The organism is Roseibium sp. (assembly GCF_965276855.1).
GTDB lineage: Bacteria > Pseudomonadota > Alphaproteobacteria > Rhizobiales > Stappiaceae > Roseibium.
In genome coordinates, this window is record NZ_OZ255700.1 from 2,733,057 (window position 1) to 2,749,237 (window position 16,181).

The 16,181-nt window shown below is 57.3% G+C and carries 14 protein-coding genes; 11 read left to right on the top strand and 3 right to left on the bottom strand.

Annotated features, from left to right (window positions below; genetic code table 11):
* Nucleotides 1-141: 141 nt before the first annotated feature.
* Nucleotides 142-4,953 (bottom strand): NAD-glutamate dehydrogenase, encoded by a 4,812-nt coding sequence (locus ACQY4Z_RS12515; protein WP_428521725.1) that lies wholly within the window; start codon nucleotides 4,951-4,953, stop codon nucleotides 142-144.
* A gap of 92 nt (nucleotides 4,954-5,045) precedes the next feature.
* On the opposite strand from ACQY4Z_RS12515, the gene ACQY4Z_RS12520 reads away from it, so the two are divergent.
* The 3 genes from ACQY4Z_RS12520 (at nucleotide 5,046) to leuD (ending at nucleotide 7,301) form a co-directional block, all read left to right on the top strand.
* Nucleotides 5,046-5,612 carry a peroxidase-related enzyme gene (locus ACQY4Z_RS12520; RefSeq protein WP_422020323.1) on the top strand — a complete coding sequence of 189 codons (567 nt, stop codon included), beginning with the start codon at nucleotides 5,046-5,048 and terminating at the stop codon, nucleotides 5,610-5,612.
* A 94-nt stretch (nucleotides 5,613-5,706) separates the two neighbouring features.
* The gene (gene argC / locus ACQY4Z_RS12525) at nucleotides 5,707-6,657 is read left to right on the top strand and encodes an N-acetyl-gamma-glutamyl-phosphate reductase (RefSeq protein ID WP_428521727.1); all 951 of its coding nucleotides are present in this window, start codon (nucleotides 5,707-5,709) and stop codon (nucleotides 6,655-6,657) included.
* A gap of 38 nt (nucleotides 6,658-6,695) precedes the next feature.
* Entirely contained in the window at nucleotides 6,696-7,301 is a 606-nt protein-coding gene (gene leuD / locus ACQY4Z_RS12530) for a 3-isopropylmalate dehydratase small subunit (RefSeq protein ID WP_428521729.1), read from the top strand.
* A gap of 73 nt (nucleotides 7,302-7,374) precedes the next feature.
* On the opposite strand, the gene ACQY4Z_RS12535 is transcribed toward leuD, so the two are convergent.
* Nucleotides 7,375-7,914: a L,D-transpeptidase family protein gene (locus tag ACQY4Z_RS12535; RefSeq protein ID WP_428521730.1), complete on the bottom strand. Its 540-nt coding sequence runs from the start codon at nucleotides 7,912-7,914 to the stop codon at nucleotides 7,375-7,377.
* Between the two features lie 192 nt (nucleotides 7,915-8,106).
* Between ACQY4Z_RS12535 and ACQY4Z_RS12540 the strand changes: the two genes are divergently transcribed.
* Both ACQY4Z_RS12540 and ACQY4Z_RS12545 read left to right on the top strand, forming a co-directional pair.
* On the top strand, nucleotides 8,107-8,790 hold the full coding sequence (locus ACQY4Z_RS12540) for a response regulator transcription factor (RefSeq protein WP_008195291.1): 684 nt from the start codon (nucleotides 8,107-8,109) through the stop codon (nucleotides 8,788-8,790).
* 110 nt (nucleotides 8,791-8,900) lie between these two features.
* Complete coding sequence (locus tag ACQY4Z_RS12545) at nucleotides 8,901-9,356, top strand: Crp/Fnr family transcriptional regulator (RefSeq protein ID WP_209002687.1); 456 nt, start codon at nucleotides 8,901-8,903, stop codon at nucleotides 9,354-9,356.
* 20 nt (nucleotides 9,357-9,376) lie between these two features.
* Here the strand turns inward: ACQY4Z_RS12545 and ACQY4Z_RS12550 are convergent, their stop codons facing one another.
* On the bottom strand, nucleotides 9,377-10,198 hold the full coding sequence (locus ACQY4Z_RS12550; RefSeq protein ID WP_428521733.1) for a cyclase family protein: 822 nt from the start codon (nucleotides 10,196-10,198) through the stop codon (nucleotides 9,377-9,379).
* Between the two features lie 175 nt (nucleotides 10,199-10,373).
* Here ACQY4Z_RS12550 and ACQY4Z_RS12555 point away from each other — a divergent pair, with 175 nt between their 5' ends.
* From ACQY4Z_RS12555 to ACQY4Z_RS12580, 6 genes are all read left to right on the top strand, one after another.
* On the top strand, nucleotides 10,374-11,900 hold the full coding sequence (locus tag ACQY4Z_RS12555) for a YifB family Mg chelatase-like AAA ATPase (protein WP_428521735.1): 1,527 nt from the start codon (nucleotides 10,374-10,376) through the stop codon (nucleotides 11,898-11,900).
* A 79-nt stretch (nucleotides 11,901-11,979) separates the two neighbouring features.
* Complete coding sequence (locus tag ACQY4Z_RS12560) at nucleotides 11,980-12,297, top strand: heavy metal-binding domain-containing protein (RefSeq protein ID WP_055673029.1); 318 nt, start codon at nucleotides 11,980-11,982, stop codon at nucleotides 12,295-12,297.
* The gene (locus ACQY4Z_RS12565) at nucleotides 12,297-12,908 is read left to right on the top strand and encodes a GNAT family N-acetyltransferase (protein WP_428521737.1); all 612 of its coding nucleotides are present in this window, start codon (nucleotides 12,297-12,299) and stop codon (nucleotides 12,906-12,908) included. The genes ACQY4Z_RS12560 and ACQY4Z_RS12565 overlap by 1 nt, the downstream gene beginning before the upstream one ends.
* A 55-nt stretch (nucleotides 12,909-12,963) precedes the next feature.
* Nucleotides 12,964-13,926 carry an agmatinase gene (gene speB, locus ACQY4Z_RS12570; protein WP_428521739.1) on the top strand — a complete coding sequence of 321 codons (963 nt, stop codon included), beginning with the start codon at nucleotides 12,964-12,966 and terminating at the stop codon, nucleotides 13,924-13,926.
* 194 nt (nucleotides 13,927-14,120) lie between these two features.
* Nucleotides 14,121-14,981: a LacI family DNA-binding transcriptional regulator gene (locus ACQY4Z_RS12575; protein ID WP_428521741.1), complete on the top strand. Its 861-nt coding sequence runs from the start codon at nucleotides 14,121-14,123 to the stop codon at nucleotides 14,979-14,981.
* 102 nt (nucleotides 14,982-15,083) lie between these two features.
* A complete protein-coding gene (locus ACQY4Z_RS12580) occupies nucleotides 15,084-16,148 on the top strand; it encodes a hypothetical protein (RefSeq protein WP_428521743.1) in 1,065 nt (354 codons plus the stop codon).
* The last annotated feature ends 33 nt before the right edge of the window (nucleotides 16,149-16,181 follow it).

The window sequence follows — 16,181 nt, forward strand, 5'->3', positions numbered from 1 at the left end:
CTCCTGGGATCTCTGAGAACTTCAGCGTCAATCATGGCACGGCCCGGAGCCAAGCGCACTCATCAACCAAAAAGGCCGGTCGTGAAACTCCCGGCCTTTTTATCAGTTAGTCTGCCTCTGGTGCGGTTATGACCGCCCAGATCATGTCCGGTCGCTGATCTCAGCAAGAAGGCTTGCTGCGACAGAGAACTTGGACACGCTCAAACCGCCGTCGAGAATTTCGGCGACTGCCTGTGTGGTCCGGTTCACAACCGACTGCTTTTTCTCCAGCCAATTGGCAAAACCGTCCGCCTGAATGGCAGAGATGGCGATCGCGCGATGCGCCGATGCGAGCGTTGCCCGTGCGCGGTCGAGCGCAAGTCCATCATAGTAATCATGGACTTCCAGATCACCCGCCATTTCGCTCATCGCGCCGAGACGGAAATGATGCGCCACATCGAAGAATGCCACCGCGGCCTTATCGAGATCCGCTCCGGTTTCTTCCGCAACGATCACGATGTCCGGAATGGCACCTTCCACTGGTAGCCAGGCAATCCGGCGTGCCAGGTCTTCAGGCACCCCTTTCGAGACGTAGGTTTCCACGCGGCTTTTGAGCTCTGCCGCAGGTTCTTCGGGAAGCAAGCTCTCCAGCCGGTCGCGAAGGTCTGAAATACCAGCGTGGAACCGCTCTACAACGGCTGCCAGTCCTTGTTCAAAGGACACGTTCCTTTTGAACCAGACGACGCGTTCCAGAAGCAGGGATTGGACCTCCGAATAGAGTTCCAATTGCAACTCACCGTCGATTTTGGTGTCGAGACGGTCAATTTCTCCGTTGAGTTCGGTTAGTCCGTAGCTGTTGCGCACGGCAACGAACCCTTGGGCGATTTCCGTCGTTGTCGCGCCGGTCTGATCCATCAGGCGGGTGATAAAGGTCGCACCACCTCTGTTGACCATGGAGTTCGCGAGCATGGTGGAGATAATTTCCCGGCGCAGACGGTGGCCGTTGATTTCACCCTCGTAGTCGGCTGCCATTTCATCCGGGAAGTACCGGAACAGCTCGCGCGCCAAGTAGTCATCATCGGGGACCGAGCTCTCCAGGATCGCGTCGTACAGGGTGATCTTCGCGTATGCCAGCAGGACGCCGAGTTCGGCGCGGGTTAGCAGCTGCCCGGCATTGCGCAATTCATCGAGCTGGACATCATCTGGCAACTGCTCGACGACGCGGTCCAGAAGACCCTCACGCTCCAACTGGCGCATCATGCGAACCTGATAGCCGAAGTCTTCCATTCCCTGCAGATGCGTCATGGAAATCGCGAGCGTCTGCAAATAGTTGTTTCGCAAGACCAGATCGGCGACCTCATCGGTCATGTGTGCCAGCAGTTCATTGCGCTGCTCGATGTCGAGTTTGCCTGCCTTTACTGCGGCACCGAGGGCGATCTTGATATTGACCTCCATATCCGAGGAATTCACCCCGGCGGAGTTGTCGATCGCATCGGAGTTACAGCGGCCGCCACTCTTGTTGAATTCGATCCGGGCGAGCTGGGTCAGGCCAAGATTGGCGCCTTCGCCGATGACCTTTGCGCCAAGTTGCGGCGCGGTGATCCGGATATGATCGTTCGCCCGGTCGCCGGCGTCGGCATCTGTTTCAGTCGTCGCGCGTATGTAGGTGCCGATGCCGCCAAACCAGAGCAGGTCCACTTTCATTCTCAGGATTGCCATCATGACTTCCTGAGGCGTTGCCGTTGCCTTGTCGAGGTTGATTAGGGCGCGGATTTCTGGTGACAGCGGGATCGACTTCAGCTGCCGTGAGAAGATGCCGCCGCCCTTTGAAATCAGGCTCGTGTCGTAGTCTTTCCATGACGAGCGGCCCATATCGAACAGGCGTTTCCGCTCGTCCCATGTTTTCGCTGGATCCGGGTCCGGGTCGATGAAAATGTCCCGGTGGTCGAAGGCTGCGACCAGTTTTGTCGCCTTGGAGAGTAACATCCCGTTGCCGAAAACATCGCCGGACATGTCGCCAACACCGGCGGCTGTGAACGGCTCGGTCTGGATGTCCCGGTTCATCTCCCGGAAGTGCCGTTTGACGGCTTCCCAGGCACCCCGGGCGGTGATGCCCATTTTCTTGTGGTCATATCCGGCAGAACCGCCGGATGCGAACGCATCGCCAAGCCAGAAATCCCGGCCCTCGGAAATGGCGTTAGCCGTGTCGGAGGACGTTGCCGTCCCCTTGTCGGCCGCCACGACCAGATAAGGATCGTCGCCGTCAAATCGGGTAACCCGGTCCGGTGGCAGGATCTCGTCTTCATCCAGATTGTCGGTGACATCAAGAAGCGCATTAATGAAGATCTTGTAGCTCTCCGTACCCTCCTTGAACCAGGCCTCGCGGTCGCTCGCAGGTGGCAATTGCTTTGGAACAAAGCCGCCCTTTGCGCCGACGGGAACGATCACCGCGTTCTTGACCTGCTGCGCCTTTACGAGGCCCAGCACTTCGGTGCGGAAGTCCTGCGGTCTATCGGACCAGCGCAAACCGCCACGTGCAACCATGCCGAAGCGCAGGTGAACCCCTTCAACACGCGGGCTGTAAACGAAAATCTCGCGGAACGGACGCGGTTGCGGCAGCTCGTCAATCTTCCGGCTTTCGATCTTGAAGGCGAAGGTCGCCTTCGGCTGGCCGCCCTGATCAAGTTGATAGAAGTTCGTGCGCAGGATCGATTCAATCACATTCTTGAACCGCCGCAAGATGCGGTCGTCGTCCAGGCTGGAAACATCTTCCAAAGCTGCAGAGAACTCGCCTTCAAGCCGCTCCTCGCCCGCATCGCGGTCTTCTTTCGATGTGTTCGGGTTGAAGCGCAGATGGAACAAATCGACCAGAGTTGAGGCGATGGCTGGGTAGTTGTTCAGCGTCGACCACATGTAGTCTTCGGAGAACCGGATACCGGCCTGACGCAGATATTTTGACAGGGAGCGCAGGATCGCAACATCGCGCCATGCGAGACTGGCGCTCATGACAAGGCGGTTGTACCCGTCATCTTCGGCCCGTCCGGTCCAGACAGCCATGTACATGCTTTCCAGCCGGCTCTGCAGAGCATCGCTGAAATCGATGCTGTCCCCACTGTGCGCTTCAAGGGTCATCTCATGGAGGTATGAGAACGGTGCGTTGGTCGGTGTGATCCGGTATGTCCGCTCATTGATAACCTTGAAACCCATGTTCTCCAGCAGTGGAACACGGGCGGACAGCGGGATTGGCGCACCGCGGTGATAGACTTTGAGCGCCAGCCGGTTGTCTTTTGTGCCAACGGGACGGTGGAAAGTAATTGTGGTGCTGCGGGTGTCGCTCAGCGTTTCAAGCTGAACGATGTCGAACAGCGCGGACTGGGCGTTATAGACTTCCTTGTAGCCGCCATGGAACGCGAGCGCGTAGCGGTCGGCGAGCTGGCGGGCCTGGGCGGGTGCAAATTCTGCGGCAAGCGCACCGCGCACGGCATCCGGCCAATTTCGGACCATGTCCGCAACGGCGGCTTCCAGTTCTTCTTGTGGTGGAGTTGGCGTTTCTCCCTTGTCGCGGCCCACAATATAATGAACCCGCGCAAGCGGACCTTCCGGGTAAGTTACATACCAGGCAGACAGACGCCCCTCATAGACCGAGGCCAGATACGTGCCGACATTCAGCCGGACTTCGGTCGTGTAGCGGTCCCGCGGGACAAACACCAGGATCGACACGTAGCGATCAAACTTGTCCGGGCGTGACAGAACACGGATGCGCGGCCGTTCGTCCAGTTGAAGGATGGCTGTTGAGAAGTCAAAGAGACGGTCGCGGTCGATCTGGAAGAGCTCATCGCGCGGAAAAGCTTCCAGAACGTTTCTGAGTGCCCGTCCGGAATGGCTTTCCGAATGATATCCGGCTCGCGCCAATACACTCGCCACCTTACGGCGCAGGAAGGGGATGGTGCTAACCGGCTCTGTGTAGGCGGTTGATGCAAACAGGCCCACAATGCGGAGCTCTCCGATCATGTTGCCGTCGTCGTCGTAGAGCTTGGCCCCGACATAGTCCATGTGAACCCGGCGGTGCACCGTGCTCTTCACATTGGCTTTTGCAATGATCAGAGGTTCGGGTTTTTTCAGGAATTCGCGGATTTCCGGGGTGATCTGAACAAACTCGGAGCCGCGGCGCAGGACTCGGACATCGGGATCCGTGAGAAGGCCAAGGCCAGTTCCCTCGTGAGGAGAGAGTTCACCCTCTTCAACGCCGCCTTCGAATTTGTATTCCCGCATTCCCAGGAAGATGAAATTGTCCTTTTCCATCCATTCCAGGAAATGAATGGCTTCCCACAATTCATCGCTGCTGCCCCGGATTTGCGTTGTCTTGTAGGTATCAATCGCTTCGCCGAGCCGTTCCTGCATCGGTTTGAAATCGTGCACAACTGAGCGAACGTTGTTCAAGACCGTGTTGAGCCTTGTTTCCAGTGCTTCGCGCTGATCGGCATCGTCAATACGGGTGACGTGAATATGGATCAGGCTTTCCTGGCGATCCTTCCGCTTCGCCGGTTTCTTCCGGCCGATTGCAGAGATCAGAGCTCCCTTGTCATCCCGCTCAACGATGAAAATCGGATGCAGGACAAGGTGTACTTCCAGCTTGCTGTCCTGAAGCTCGTCCATCACCGAGTCGACCAGGAACGGCATGTTGTCGTTGACGATCTCGATAACGGTAAGGTTTTTGGTTTTACCGCTCTTCGTTTTGAAACTTGGATCGGAAATGCTCACCCTGTGGGTGCCCAAATCGTGCGATTGGAAGTCCTGCCATGCATCCATGGCGAACCCGGTCAGCTCCTCCGCCGAATAGGTCACCAGATCTTCGGCCGCGCCCCGGTCATAAAAGGCGTTCACGAATTCAGCGAGATTGGGATCTTTCTTGGAGAGTTTCTGGTGGACCGCGTCGATCAGCTTGAGTTTCTCGACGTCGTGCTTGTCGGGCATTTTTTTCCCCTTGGGCGGTCATTTGGTTTGGCTCAGCCGCGTGCTATCGTTTTATATTCGCGACACAATTGTTTCAGGACGGGAGGCCCGAATTGTCAAGTAAAGTCACTGCCTTGCAAATCGATTCAAATGTAACATTAAGTGAAAAAACGCAGGCCTATTTCGATTTGTGTCAGGAAAAGCTCGGCCTGGTTCCGAATGTGCTCCAGGCTTATGCCTTTGATGACGCCAAGCTGCGCGCTTTCACCGACATGTACAACGACCTCATGCTTGCGGACTGCGGACTGAGCAAGCTTGAGAGAGAGATGATTGCCGTTGCGGTATCCTCCGTCAATCGCTGTTTTTATTGCCTCACAGCTCATGGTGCGGCTGTGCGCGAGTTGTCCGGCGATCCGGTGCTCGGTGAGCTTATGGTGATGAACTATCGTGTCGCTGATTTGACAGACCGTCAGCGTGCCATGCTCGATTTTGCTGTTAAGTTGACTGAAAAGCCGGCGGAGATCCTGGAAAGCGACCGGCAGGGATTGCGGGATGCCGGGTTCAGTGACCGTGACATCTGGGATATTGCCTCCGTTGCCGCCTTCTTCAATATGACCAACCGGGTTGCTGCTGCCAGCGACATGCGCCCGAATGATGAGTATCACTCAATGGCCCGTTGAGGTCTTGGGGCGCGCCAAACCGGTGACAAATCCCACGATTGGGTGTATGACCCACTCGTTTTTCAATTCTCGAACTTGAGGAGAGGAGCGGGTCATGACCGCGCGCGTATTTATTGATGGTGAAGCTGGCACGACGGGTTTGCAAATCCGCGAGCGTCTCGCCATGCGCCGCGACCTCGAGCTGCTCTCCATTCCGGAAGACAGCCGGAAAGATCCGGCTGCCCGGAAAGACTACCTGAACAAGGCAGATGTTGCGATCCTGTGCCTGCCGGATGCGGCGGCAAAGGAAAGTGTGGCGCTCATCGAGAATAACACGACACGTGTGATTGATGCATCCAGCGCCCATCGGGTCGCCGATGGCTGGGCCTATGGTTTTGCGGAAATGGACGCCGACCAGGCTGACATCATTGCGGCTGCCATGCGAGTCGCCAATCCGGGCTGCTGGCCGCAGGGGCTTATTGCTGCAGTGCGCCCGCTGATTGCCGCTGGCCTGCTTCCGGCGGACTTTCCGGTCACCGTGAACGGGATTTCCGGCTATTCGGGCGGCGGTAAGGGCATGATCGCGGATTATGACGCGAAAGGCGCCAGCGCTAACATGTTTGCCCCGTATGCGCTGGGCTTCAACCACAAGCACCTGCCGGAAATGACCGAATACGGCCTTTTGGACAGCGCGCCGCTGTTCACTCCGGCTGTTGGCAACTACTACAAGGGCATGCTGACCGTGGTGCCGCTCAATCTCGCACGTCTGGACAAAGTCCCGACAGGCGAGCAGATCCACGCCGCATTGGCCGATCACTTCGCAGCTGCGCCTGGCGGTTTTGTCGATGTTGCACCACTGGATGGACTGGAGCGCTCTGATGATCTGGATCCGCAGGCTTTGAACGATACCAACCGGCTGCGGCTGCACGTTTTTGCAAATGACGCGCGCGCACAGGCCGCCATCATTGCCGTTTACGACAATCTCGGCAAAGGCGCGTCGGGCGCAGCCGTCCAGAACCTCAATCTCATGCTCGGTGTTGATCAGACCACAAGTCTTGCTGCTTGAGGTGATCGGGCCGGAACCCGTTTTCAGGAGAGGAAACCATGGAAAAATTCGAGACCCTCACCGGGGTCGCAGCTCCGATGCCGATCGTCAACATCGATACGGATATGATCATCCCGAAGCAGTTCTTGAAGACGATCAAGCGGACCGGTCTCGGCACCGCGCTGTTTCATGAAATGCGCACCAATGACGACGGGTCCGAAAACGTCGACTTCGTTTTGAACAAGGCAGCGTACCGTGATGCCAATATCCTGATCGCCGGCGACAACTTCGGTTGCGGCTCATCGCGGGAGCACGCTCCATGGGCGCTGCTGGATTTCGGTATCCGCTGCGTGATCTCCACGTCCTTTGCCGACATTTTCTACAACAACTGCTTCAAGAACGGCATTCTGCCGATACAGGTCTCTGAAGACGAACTGGAAACGTTGCTGCATGCCGCAGAGCGCGGCGCCAACTTCACCCTGACGATCGATCTGGAAAACCAGGAGATCAAGGGTCTGGAGAGCGGCGACATTGCCTTCAAAATCGACCACTTCCGCAAGCATTGCTTGATCAACGGTCTCGATGACATTGGCTTGACCATGGAAAAGGCCGGCCAGATCGACACTTTTGAAGACAAGATGGGTGAGAGCCGCCCCTGGGTCTAAGCGTCATCTCGTCTACTTAAATCCATAAGCCCGGTGCCCTGCGCCGGGCTTTTTTGTTGGAGTGAGCAGTGCTCTAACCCCGCACCTCCATGCGGCAGCCTCGAGAGACCTTCGACAGGATGAGCCGCATATGCTGCGGAGAGACCGCGACACAACCTTCCGTCGGCAGGTAGTCTTCCCGGGCGATATGGAAGAAGATGGCGCTGCCCTTGCCTTTGACCGGCGGGTACATGTTGCAATCCAGAACGACGACGATGTCGTACAGCCTGTCATCACGCCACATTTTCTCGTGACTGGCCTGAAACGGCAAATCCACCAGACGGTTGTAGCGGGGATGACCCGGATCATCACACCAGCCGAGTTGGGGCTTCAAAACTTCAAGTGGTAGAACCGTTTGCGGCCTTTGGCTTCTGTCTGCACGATAGTAGACCTGCAGAAGCTCGAACGTCCCGGTCGGGGTCGCTCCGTCCCCTTCCCGCTTGCGGGTGATGATGCCGGACCGGCCCAATGCACACGGAACCGTGATCGATCCACATCGCAGAATTCCTTTGGTCCGGTCACGCGGCAACGCGTGAACCTCAAGGATATCTGCCGGTTTTGTGCTCTCCTGCATGGTTGACCCTGCTTGTTTGTTCGGTGCCGCAAAAGGTCTTGATAAACCGGAGCTAAAGCCCGCGTGAAGAAGAATTGACGGGACCCTGCTTGTAAGGCGACACTTTCCCGCGCACATAGAGACGGCAACGCGCTTGTGTAGATTGCACAAACCCGCGTGAACACTGAAGATTTTTGGCGAGGACCCGACAAGATGACCGCCCGCACCATTTTGATTGTCGATGATGATACTGAACTGCGCGAAGCGCTTGTCGAACAATTGTCCCTTTACGACGAGTTTGAAACCCTTCAGGCGGACACGGCGACCTCCGGAATTGGCATGGCCAAGGAAGAACACATCGACCTTCTCTTGATGGATGTCGGCTTGCCGGACATTGATGGCCGTGAAGCAGTGAAGCTCCTGCGCAAAAACGGGTTCAAGGCTCCGATCATCATGTTGACCGGCCACGACGGGGACAGTGATACGATCCTTGGCCTTGAGGCTGGCGCCAATGACTATGTCACCAAGCCGTTCAAGTTCGCCGTTCTGCTCGCCCGGGTCCGCGCCCATTTACGCCAGCACGAGCAAAGCGAAGATGCGACATTCGCCATTGGCCGCTATTCCTTCCGCCCGGCTGCAAAGGTCATGCAGGAAGACAACGGTTCAAAGGTGCGCCTGACAGAAAAGGAAACTTCGATCCTCAAGTTCCTGTACCGCGCCGGTGAAAAACCGGTTACGAGGGATGTGCTTTTACACGAAGTGTGGGGCTACAATTCCGGTGTCACGACCCACACTCTGGAAACGCATATCTATCGGTTGCGCCAGAAGATCGAGCGGGACCCGTCCAATGCCGAGCTTCTGGTGACTGAGGCGGGCGGCTATAAGCTCGTCCCTTGAGCCACAGACTTGTTTGTGAAGCGCATATTCGCTTGGACAGACACGATCAATCAGCGTAAATCTTGGGCATGAGCCTTGCCCAAGACATAGCGATTCTCAAAAAGATACCGATGTTTTCGGACTTTCAGGACGATCAGCTTCGCCTGCTCGCCTTTAGTGCCGAGAGCATGGATTACAGCGCCGGACTGCGCCTCTTCGATCAGGATGAGCGTGCAGACGGCGGGCTTGTGATCACCGATGGTCTGGTGACGCTGTCAACGCGCGGCGAAGACGGCTTTGAAGAAGTCGACAAGGTTGGTCCGGGAACCCTTTTGGGCGAAAGCGCGCTGCTGGTGGAAACCAAGCGTCCCTGCCGCGCAGAAGCTGCCGAACCTGTCCGCATCATCCGTATCCGCAGAGCTCTTTTCAAACGCATGGTGTCCGAATACCCGGAACTTGCGCAGCGTCTGTTCGATCAACGGGCCGCACGGTTCCGCACGACCATGGGCCGTCTGAAGCCCATAGGCGATAAAATGGCCGAACTGGAACAGCTCAATGCGGAGCGCCGGGCGAAAGAAGAGGGCTGAGCCCGCTTTTTTCTCCTGCCTTAAACCATCGCCATGACCCGGCTCGGGCCACCAGTGCCGCCACGGTTTTTCGGGGCGCCGACAATGAGTGTTGCGCCGCTCGGCGGCAACGCATCAAGATTGGCGATGCATTCCAGACCCCAGCGGCCGGATGGAAGCCAGGCGTAATGGACGGCAAAATCCTGCGAAATCCCATGATCGAGTGACAAGCTGTCAACGGCAAGCCCGGCAACGTCGGCTTCTTCCATCAGCATCTGAACCGCTTCTATATGAAAGCCGGGAAAATGCATGACACCATTGGCATCTGCATTGCGGAACATGTCTGAAGACGCATGTGCGCTCCAGCCAGAGTTCATCGCAACACACGCGCCTGCCGGAATGTCTCCGTTTGTCGAAATCCACGCCTTGAGATCGTCCGGCGTGACTTGCGCGTCCGGGTTTTCAGCGGCGCGTTCCTTGATGTCGATGATGCAGAGGGGCGTAACCAGTTTGTCGACGGGGATCTCGGCAACGGATTGCCCATCTGCGGAAAAATGCAGCGGTGCGTCGAGATGTGTGCCCGAATGCTCATCGATTGAAAGGCTGTAGAGATTGTACCCGTCCTTGGCGAAATCGAAGATTTTCTCTGCCCTGTATCCAGGCTCACCCCCAAATGTTGGAAAGTCCTCAGAGAGTTCGTGTGTGAGATCCAGGATTTGCGCTGGTATCTGCGCCATTGCCGGAAGAGCGCCTGCGACAGAGGTCGCCGCCGCAACACCGGCTCCGGCGGCTGCAGCCCTGAAAACATCGCGCCGTGACAGCATTTTGTCTTTCACCGACTTGATGACGCAAAGATCGCACATGGGTTTGTTCTCCGGTTCTGCGTTGGCTTCCCTGCCAGTGTGCGAGGCTTGCAGCTTTTCAGCAAGCGACATGTCCGAAAGATACCAATCGGCAGCGTGACTGACCCTCTGAGTACGTATCTTGCTCTCGCGTATAAATTGCAATATCGTTGGCATAACTTTAAAGGAGAATTTGATGGTCAGCCGCGTGACCACGGTGGCCTTCCAGGGCATTGAAGCGGTTCCGGTCGACGTGCAGGTGCATGTCGGCCCGGGCATGGTCGCCTTTACCATCGTGGGCTTGCCAGACAAGGCGGTTGCAGAAAGCCGGGAGCGGGTCCGCGCGGCTCTGTCCGCCTCGGGTCTCGCGCTTCCGGCCAAGCGCGTCACGGTCAATCTGGCGCCAGCGGACCTTCCAAAGGAGGGCTCCCATTACGATCTGCCGATAGCGCTCGGGGTGATGGCGGCCATCGGCGCAATTCCGGCAGAGTTCTTGGAAAACTACGTCATTCTGGGAGAATTGGCGCTGGATGGGACCCTGGCTCCCGTCGCTGGGGTTCTGCCAGCTGCCATGGGAGCGAATGCTCTGGAGAAAGGGTTGATCTGTCCGTTTGAGTGCGGGGGAGAAGCTGCTTGGGCGGACGGTGAGATGGACATTTTGGCGCCGCGGTCCTTGATCCAGCTCGCCAATCATTTCAAGGGAACGCAGGTCCTCTCCAGGCCCGCAGCCAAACTTCGGGGCGATCCGCAAGGCATTCCGGATCTTGCAGATGTGAAGGGCCAGGAAAGCGCAAAACGCGCTTTGGAGATCGCAGCGGCCGGTGGGCACAACTTGCTGATGGTCGGACCACCGGGATCCGGCAAGTCCATGCTCGCCAGCCGTTTGCCTTCCATTTTGCCGCCACTCACCCCGCGCGAACTTCTTGAAGTCTCCATGATTGCCTCGCTTGCAGGGGAACTTGCGGATGGCAAGCTGTCCGACCGCCGCCCGTTTCGCGCGCCGCACCACTCCGCTTCCATGGCAGCTCTTGTGGGCGGTGGTTTGCGCGCCAAACCCGGTGAAGTCTCGCTTGCCCACAACGGGGTTCTGTTTCTGGACGAGCTACCCGAGTTCAATCCCCAGGTGCTCGACAGCCTGCGTCAGCCGCTGGAAACGGGTGAAGCCATTATTGCCCGAGCCAATCACCGGGTGACCTACCCTGCGCGCATCCAGATGGTGGCGGCGATGAACCCCTGCCGGTGCGGTCATGCCGGGGAACCGGGGCACCAATGCCGGCGCGGAGAGCGGTGTGTGACCGAATATCAAGCCCGGATATCGGGGCCGTTTCTGGACCGCATTGATCTGAGGATTGAGGTCCCCGCGGTTACGGCAGCCGATCTGATCGGTCCGGCAGAGAGTGAACCATCTTCGGAGGTCGCCAAGCGCGTTTTGGCGGCCCGCAAACTTCAGGAACAGCGTTTTTTTGATCTCGGGGTTGCAGCGCGGACCAACGCGCAAGCCCCGGCTTCCGTGGTTGAAAAAATGGCGCAACCTGATGACAAAGGCCTTGCATTCTTGCGGGAAGCCGCCGAGGCACTGCAGCTTTCGGCGCGTGGCTATCACCGGGTGCTGAAACTTGCCCGGACCCTTGCCGATCTGGACGGTCTTGCGACGGTTGCCCGCATCCATTTGGCTGAAGCGCTCAGTTATCGCGGTCAGGATCTGTCACGCCGCGCAGCGTAACCGAACCGGCTCACTTTCCTTGTATTCGTCCGGACGCCGTCCCATCTCATGTCTTGCATTCATATTCGGAGGATAACGCATGCTGGTGACGACAACGCCGACCATTCAGGGCAAGGATCTCGACTACAAGGGCCTGGTGACCGGCGAGGCCATCCTCGGCGCGAACTTGTTCAAGGACATTTTCGCCGGTATTCGTGACATCGTCGGTGGCCGGTCTGCAGCCTACGAAGAAGAGCTGGCCAAGGCCCGCCAGATTGCAGTTGAAGAGATGTGCCAACAGGCACAACGGCTTGGTGGCAACGCCGTGATCGGCGTTGATATCGATTATGAAACTGTGGGCCAGAACGGCTCCATGCTGATGGTGAGTGCAACTGGTACCGCTGTCACAATGCGCTGATGGCGGACCCCGTAGATCAACAGTTTCAGATTGTGTCCGGTTTTCCTGAAGATCAACGGGAGAAGGCTGCTGCCTTGTTCTGGGAAGCTTTTTCCGGAAAGCTCGGCAAGATCCTGGCTCCGGATGCCAAGGCGCTCTCGTTGATTAGCCGCCTGCTCGATCCTGCCTTCGCAATCAGCGCGCTGGATGAAGACGGCGGGCTTATCGGAATGGCAGGGTTCAAGACCAAGGAGGGCGCGCTGGTTGCTGGCAGCCTGTCCGACATGACAGCCGTCTATGGTCTGTTTGGCGGGCTGTGGCGCGGGATTGTGCTGGATCTCCTGGAGAGAGATCCAGAGCCCGGACTATTGTTGATGGACGGGATTTTTGTGAGTGCCGAAGCGCGCGGTCTTGGTGTCGGCACAGCCCTTTTGAATGCAATTTGCTCGGCTGCCGTTGCGCGCGGCTGCTCCAGGGTCCGGCTCGATGTGATCGACACCAACCCACGGGCAAGGGCGCTTTATGAGCGGTCGGGATTTGTCCCGGCAGGCACTGAGGAAACCGGACCGTTCAAATACATTTTCGGGTTTTCATCTGTGACGCGCATGGAAAAGCCGTTGCAAGCCGCTTGACGCCGCCAGATCCGCACGGGAAGCTCCGCGTGGAAAGACCAACCCGGAGCGCTTCATGACATCCCACGGATATGAAAGCGGGCGGCTCAACCTGCCCTTTGTCGGAATTTGCACGTTCGGAAAGTACCCTTACCAGCCGGACTGGGATGCCATTGACGCTGATGTTGCCGTTCTAGGCGCGCCGTTTGATTTCGGAACCCAATGGCGGTCGGGTGCGCGCATGGGGCCAAGGGCGATCCGGGAGGCGTCAACGCTGTTCTCCTTCGGCCATGCCGGGGCGTATGATTTCGAAGATGACATCACCTACCTGCCTGCGGAAACCACGCGGATCGTCGACATTGGTGATGCAGATATCGTGCACACCGACACGATCGAGAGCCACAAACGCATCGAGTTTGGCGTCCGCAAGATACTTGGGGCCGGGGCCTTGCCGGTTGTGCTGGGCGGAGATCATTCAATCAACATCCCTTGCATCAACGCGTTTGATGGCCAAGGGCCCATCCATGTTGTGCAGATTGATGCCCACCTCGATTTTGTCGATGAACGTCATGGAGTGCGCTATGGCCATGGCAATCCGATGCACCGGGCGGCTGAAAAGCCTTATGTGACGGGTCTCACCCAAATTGGTATCCGCAATGTCTCGTCAACGGCCCGCGACGGATACGAGGCTGCGCGTCAGATGGGGTCTGAAATCGTGTCGGTCCGCCAAGCCAGAAAGCTCGGCACAGACGCGCTTCTTGCCAAGATCCCGAAAGGCAAACGCTACTACCTGACGCTCGACATCGATGCTTTCGATCCTTCCATCGCGCCGGGCACGGGCACGCCGAGCCACGGTGGGTTTCTGTACTACGAAGTCCTGGAGCTGATCGATGGGCTGTCGCAGCAGGGAGACATTGTCGGAATGGACCTGGTCGAAGTTGCTCCGGACTATGATCCCGCTGGTGTTACCGGCATATTGGCGGCTCAAATCCTGATGAACACCATCGGCCGGATCCTGCACCATCGGCCCAAGTCATAAGAGCGTCCAATTCAACTCAGGATGGGTTCGGATGCAGACCAATTGTTGAATGGCGCATTAGGGTTGCAAAACATGCCGGGATTGCTGATTGGGTATGGAGCTGTTTGGCGACATCATGCGGATTTCCTTGATTATCCAACTGAGAGGTGCTTGAAAATCTTCAAGGGTAAATTCTTTATGTGAGGTCACCGTCCATGACTGACTTGGCAGCTGAGGCGCAACAAGGTGCCAAAGGCGTGGTCATCGGTCTGATCGTACCGGACATTACCAACCCGTTCTTTGCTCAGCTGGCAAAAAGCATCGAGATGGAAGTTGCGACCCGGGGCGGCATGGTGATGCTTGCAAACTCCCATGATGATCCGGACATTGAACTGAAGCAGGTTCGGGCCATGCACGATTGGCCGGTCACGGGGGTTATCGTGGTGGCCGGATCCGATGCCAGCCGGTCCTATTCAGCTAAGCTGCCGATCATATCCCTTGATCGCCGTTACGGCACATGTCCCCTGGTTGCGACCGATCAGCGGGATGGCGCGCGCAAGGTTGTCGATCACCTGCATGGTCTTGGCCACCGGATCATTGCCTATATTGCCGGGCCGGAAAATCTGGAAGTTGCCCGAGAAAGACGTGACGGCTTCATTGAGCGGGTCAATGAGCTTTCCACGTCGGATGATGAGATTGACCTGACCGTTCACACAGGTGAGTTTGATTTTGCATCCGGCGAGGCTGTTGCTCGAAACATTCTTTTGCAGCTGCGCAGGGGCTTTCGCATCACCGCCATAGCAACGGCAAGCGACCAGCAGGCAATCGGCGTTTTGCGGTGCGCGCGTGACCTTGGTGTACACGTTCCGCAGGATGTCTCCGTGATTGGCTTCGACGACATCACCTTGGCATCTCTCGTTGTCCCACGGCTCACGACCCTGCGTCAGCCGATCGAGGACATTGCTTCGGTTGCCGTTGATCGCATCGTCGCCAAGATAGACGCCCCCTCGGATCATGCCATCCGGGGCTCGCTGATCGTTCGGGAATCGACCGCACCTGCGAGCCGCTGGGATTGAACATTCTCGGTGAGGACAGATGGATTCAGGTCCAGTTGAAACTTTTTTATCGATTGACCCCGTACCAAATTGGTTCGGAACCATTGAAAAGACAGGCACCCCATGACTGCCAAGGCTGCCATTGAAGTTCAGGCCAATCTTCATCACCAGTACTTTCTTGGATTGCAGTTGATGGTTGCCGTGGAAGAAGGACGTGACGTGGTCGGGGACTGGATGTTCCGTCTTTTTCGACGTCAACACACGGACAAATTCCTCTCTAGCTTTGAAAAACTCGGTTTGAGCGATCTGCCGCATGCGGTTGCTTGCGCGAAATACCATGTCTTGTCGAATGGTGTCGGTGGGGTGCGTGTCGAGTACATGGAAGAGTCCGACCGCAAGGCCTGGGTGCGCTTCCGCTACCCGCGCTGGATGTATGATGGCCCGGCCATCTGCGGCATTCCAGTGGAGGCCAGTCGTGGCTTTTTGAAAGGATGGTATGCGCAGAACGGCGTTTCTTTGAACAATCCGCGTCTTGGATACGTCTGTGTTTCTGAAGATCTAACCGGTCAGTTCGGATTGTGCGGCTATTTTCAGGAATACGATCTTGATCTGGAGCCTGAAGAACGGCTCCGGTTTGCTCCAAATGAAATTCCGCCACCCTTTGATCCGGAAAAACAGCCGACGCCGCCCGATGAACACTGGAGCGAGGAACGCCTTGCCAAAGCGTCTCGAAATTATGCGATGGAGTACTGCCGTAATGGGATCCGCGAGCTCGTCGGTGTGATTGGCCGGGACAAGGCGGTGAAAATCGGGAAACGTGCCGCCCGGCTAACAGGTCTTCAACAGTATAGGCACATGGCGCAACAGCTTGGCTGTCAGGACGGCGACATCGGTGATGCTGCGCACTTCCTGTGTGCTGCCCTAGAAGGCATGGGAGACGCCGTAACGCTCAACTTGGCCTCTGATGGTCGGACCGCCACTCTATACCAAGGCGGTTTGCGGATTGTCCGCGGCATGAAGGAAACAGACCGCGGCGATATGCTTGCTTGCTGGACAGAACTCTGGCGCGGGGCCGTAGCGTCCCATCGCATTTTCCTGGATCTTGAGGTCGAAGATACCGGCGAGGCTTTGGTGTGGCGTTTGTCGCTCGGAAAACAAGACCGGGCCAGAACGGGCAAACAGCGTTAAAACGTCAGTATAAACAGACCAGGAAATTGGAAG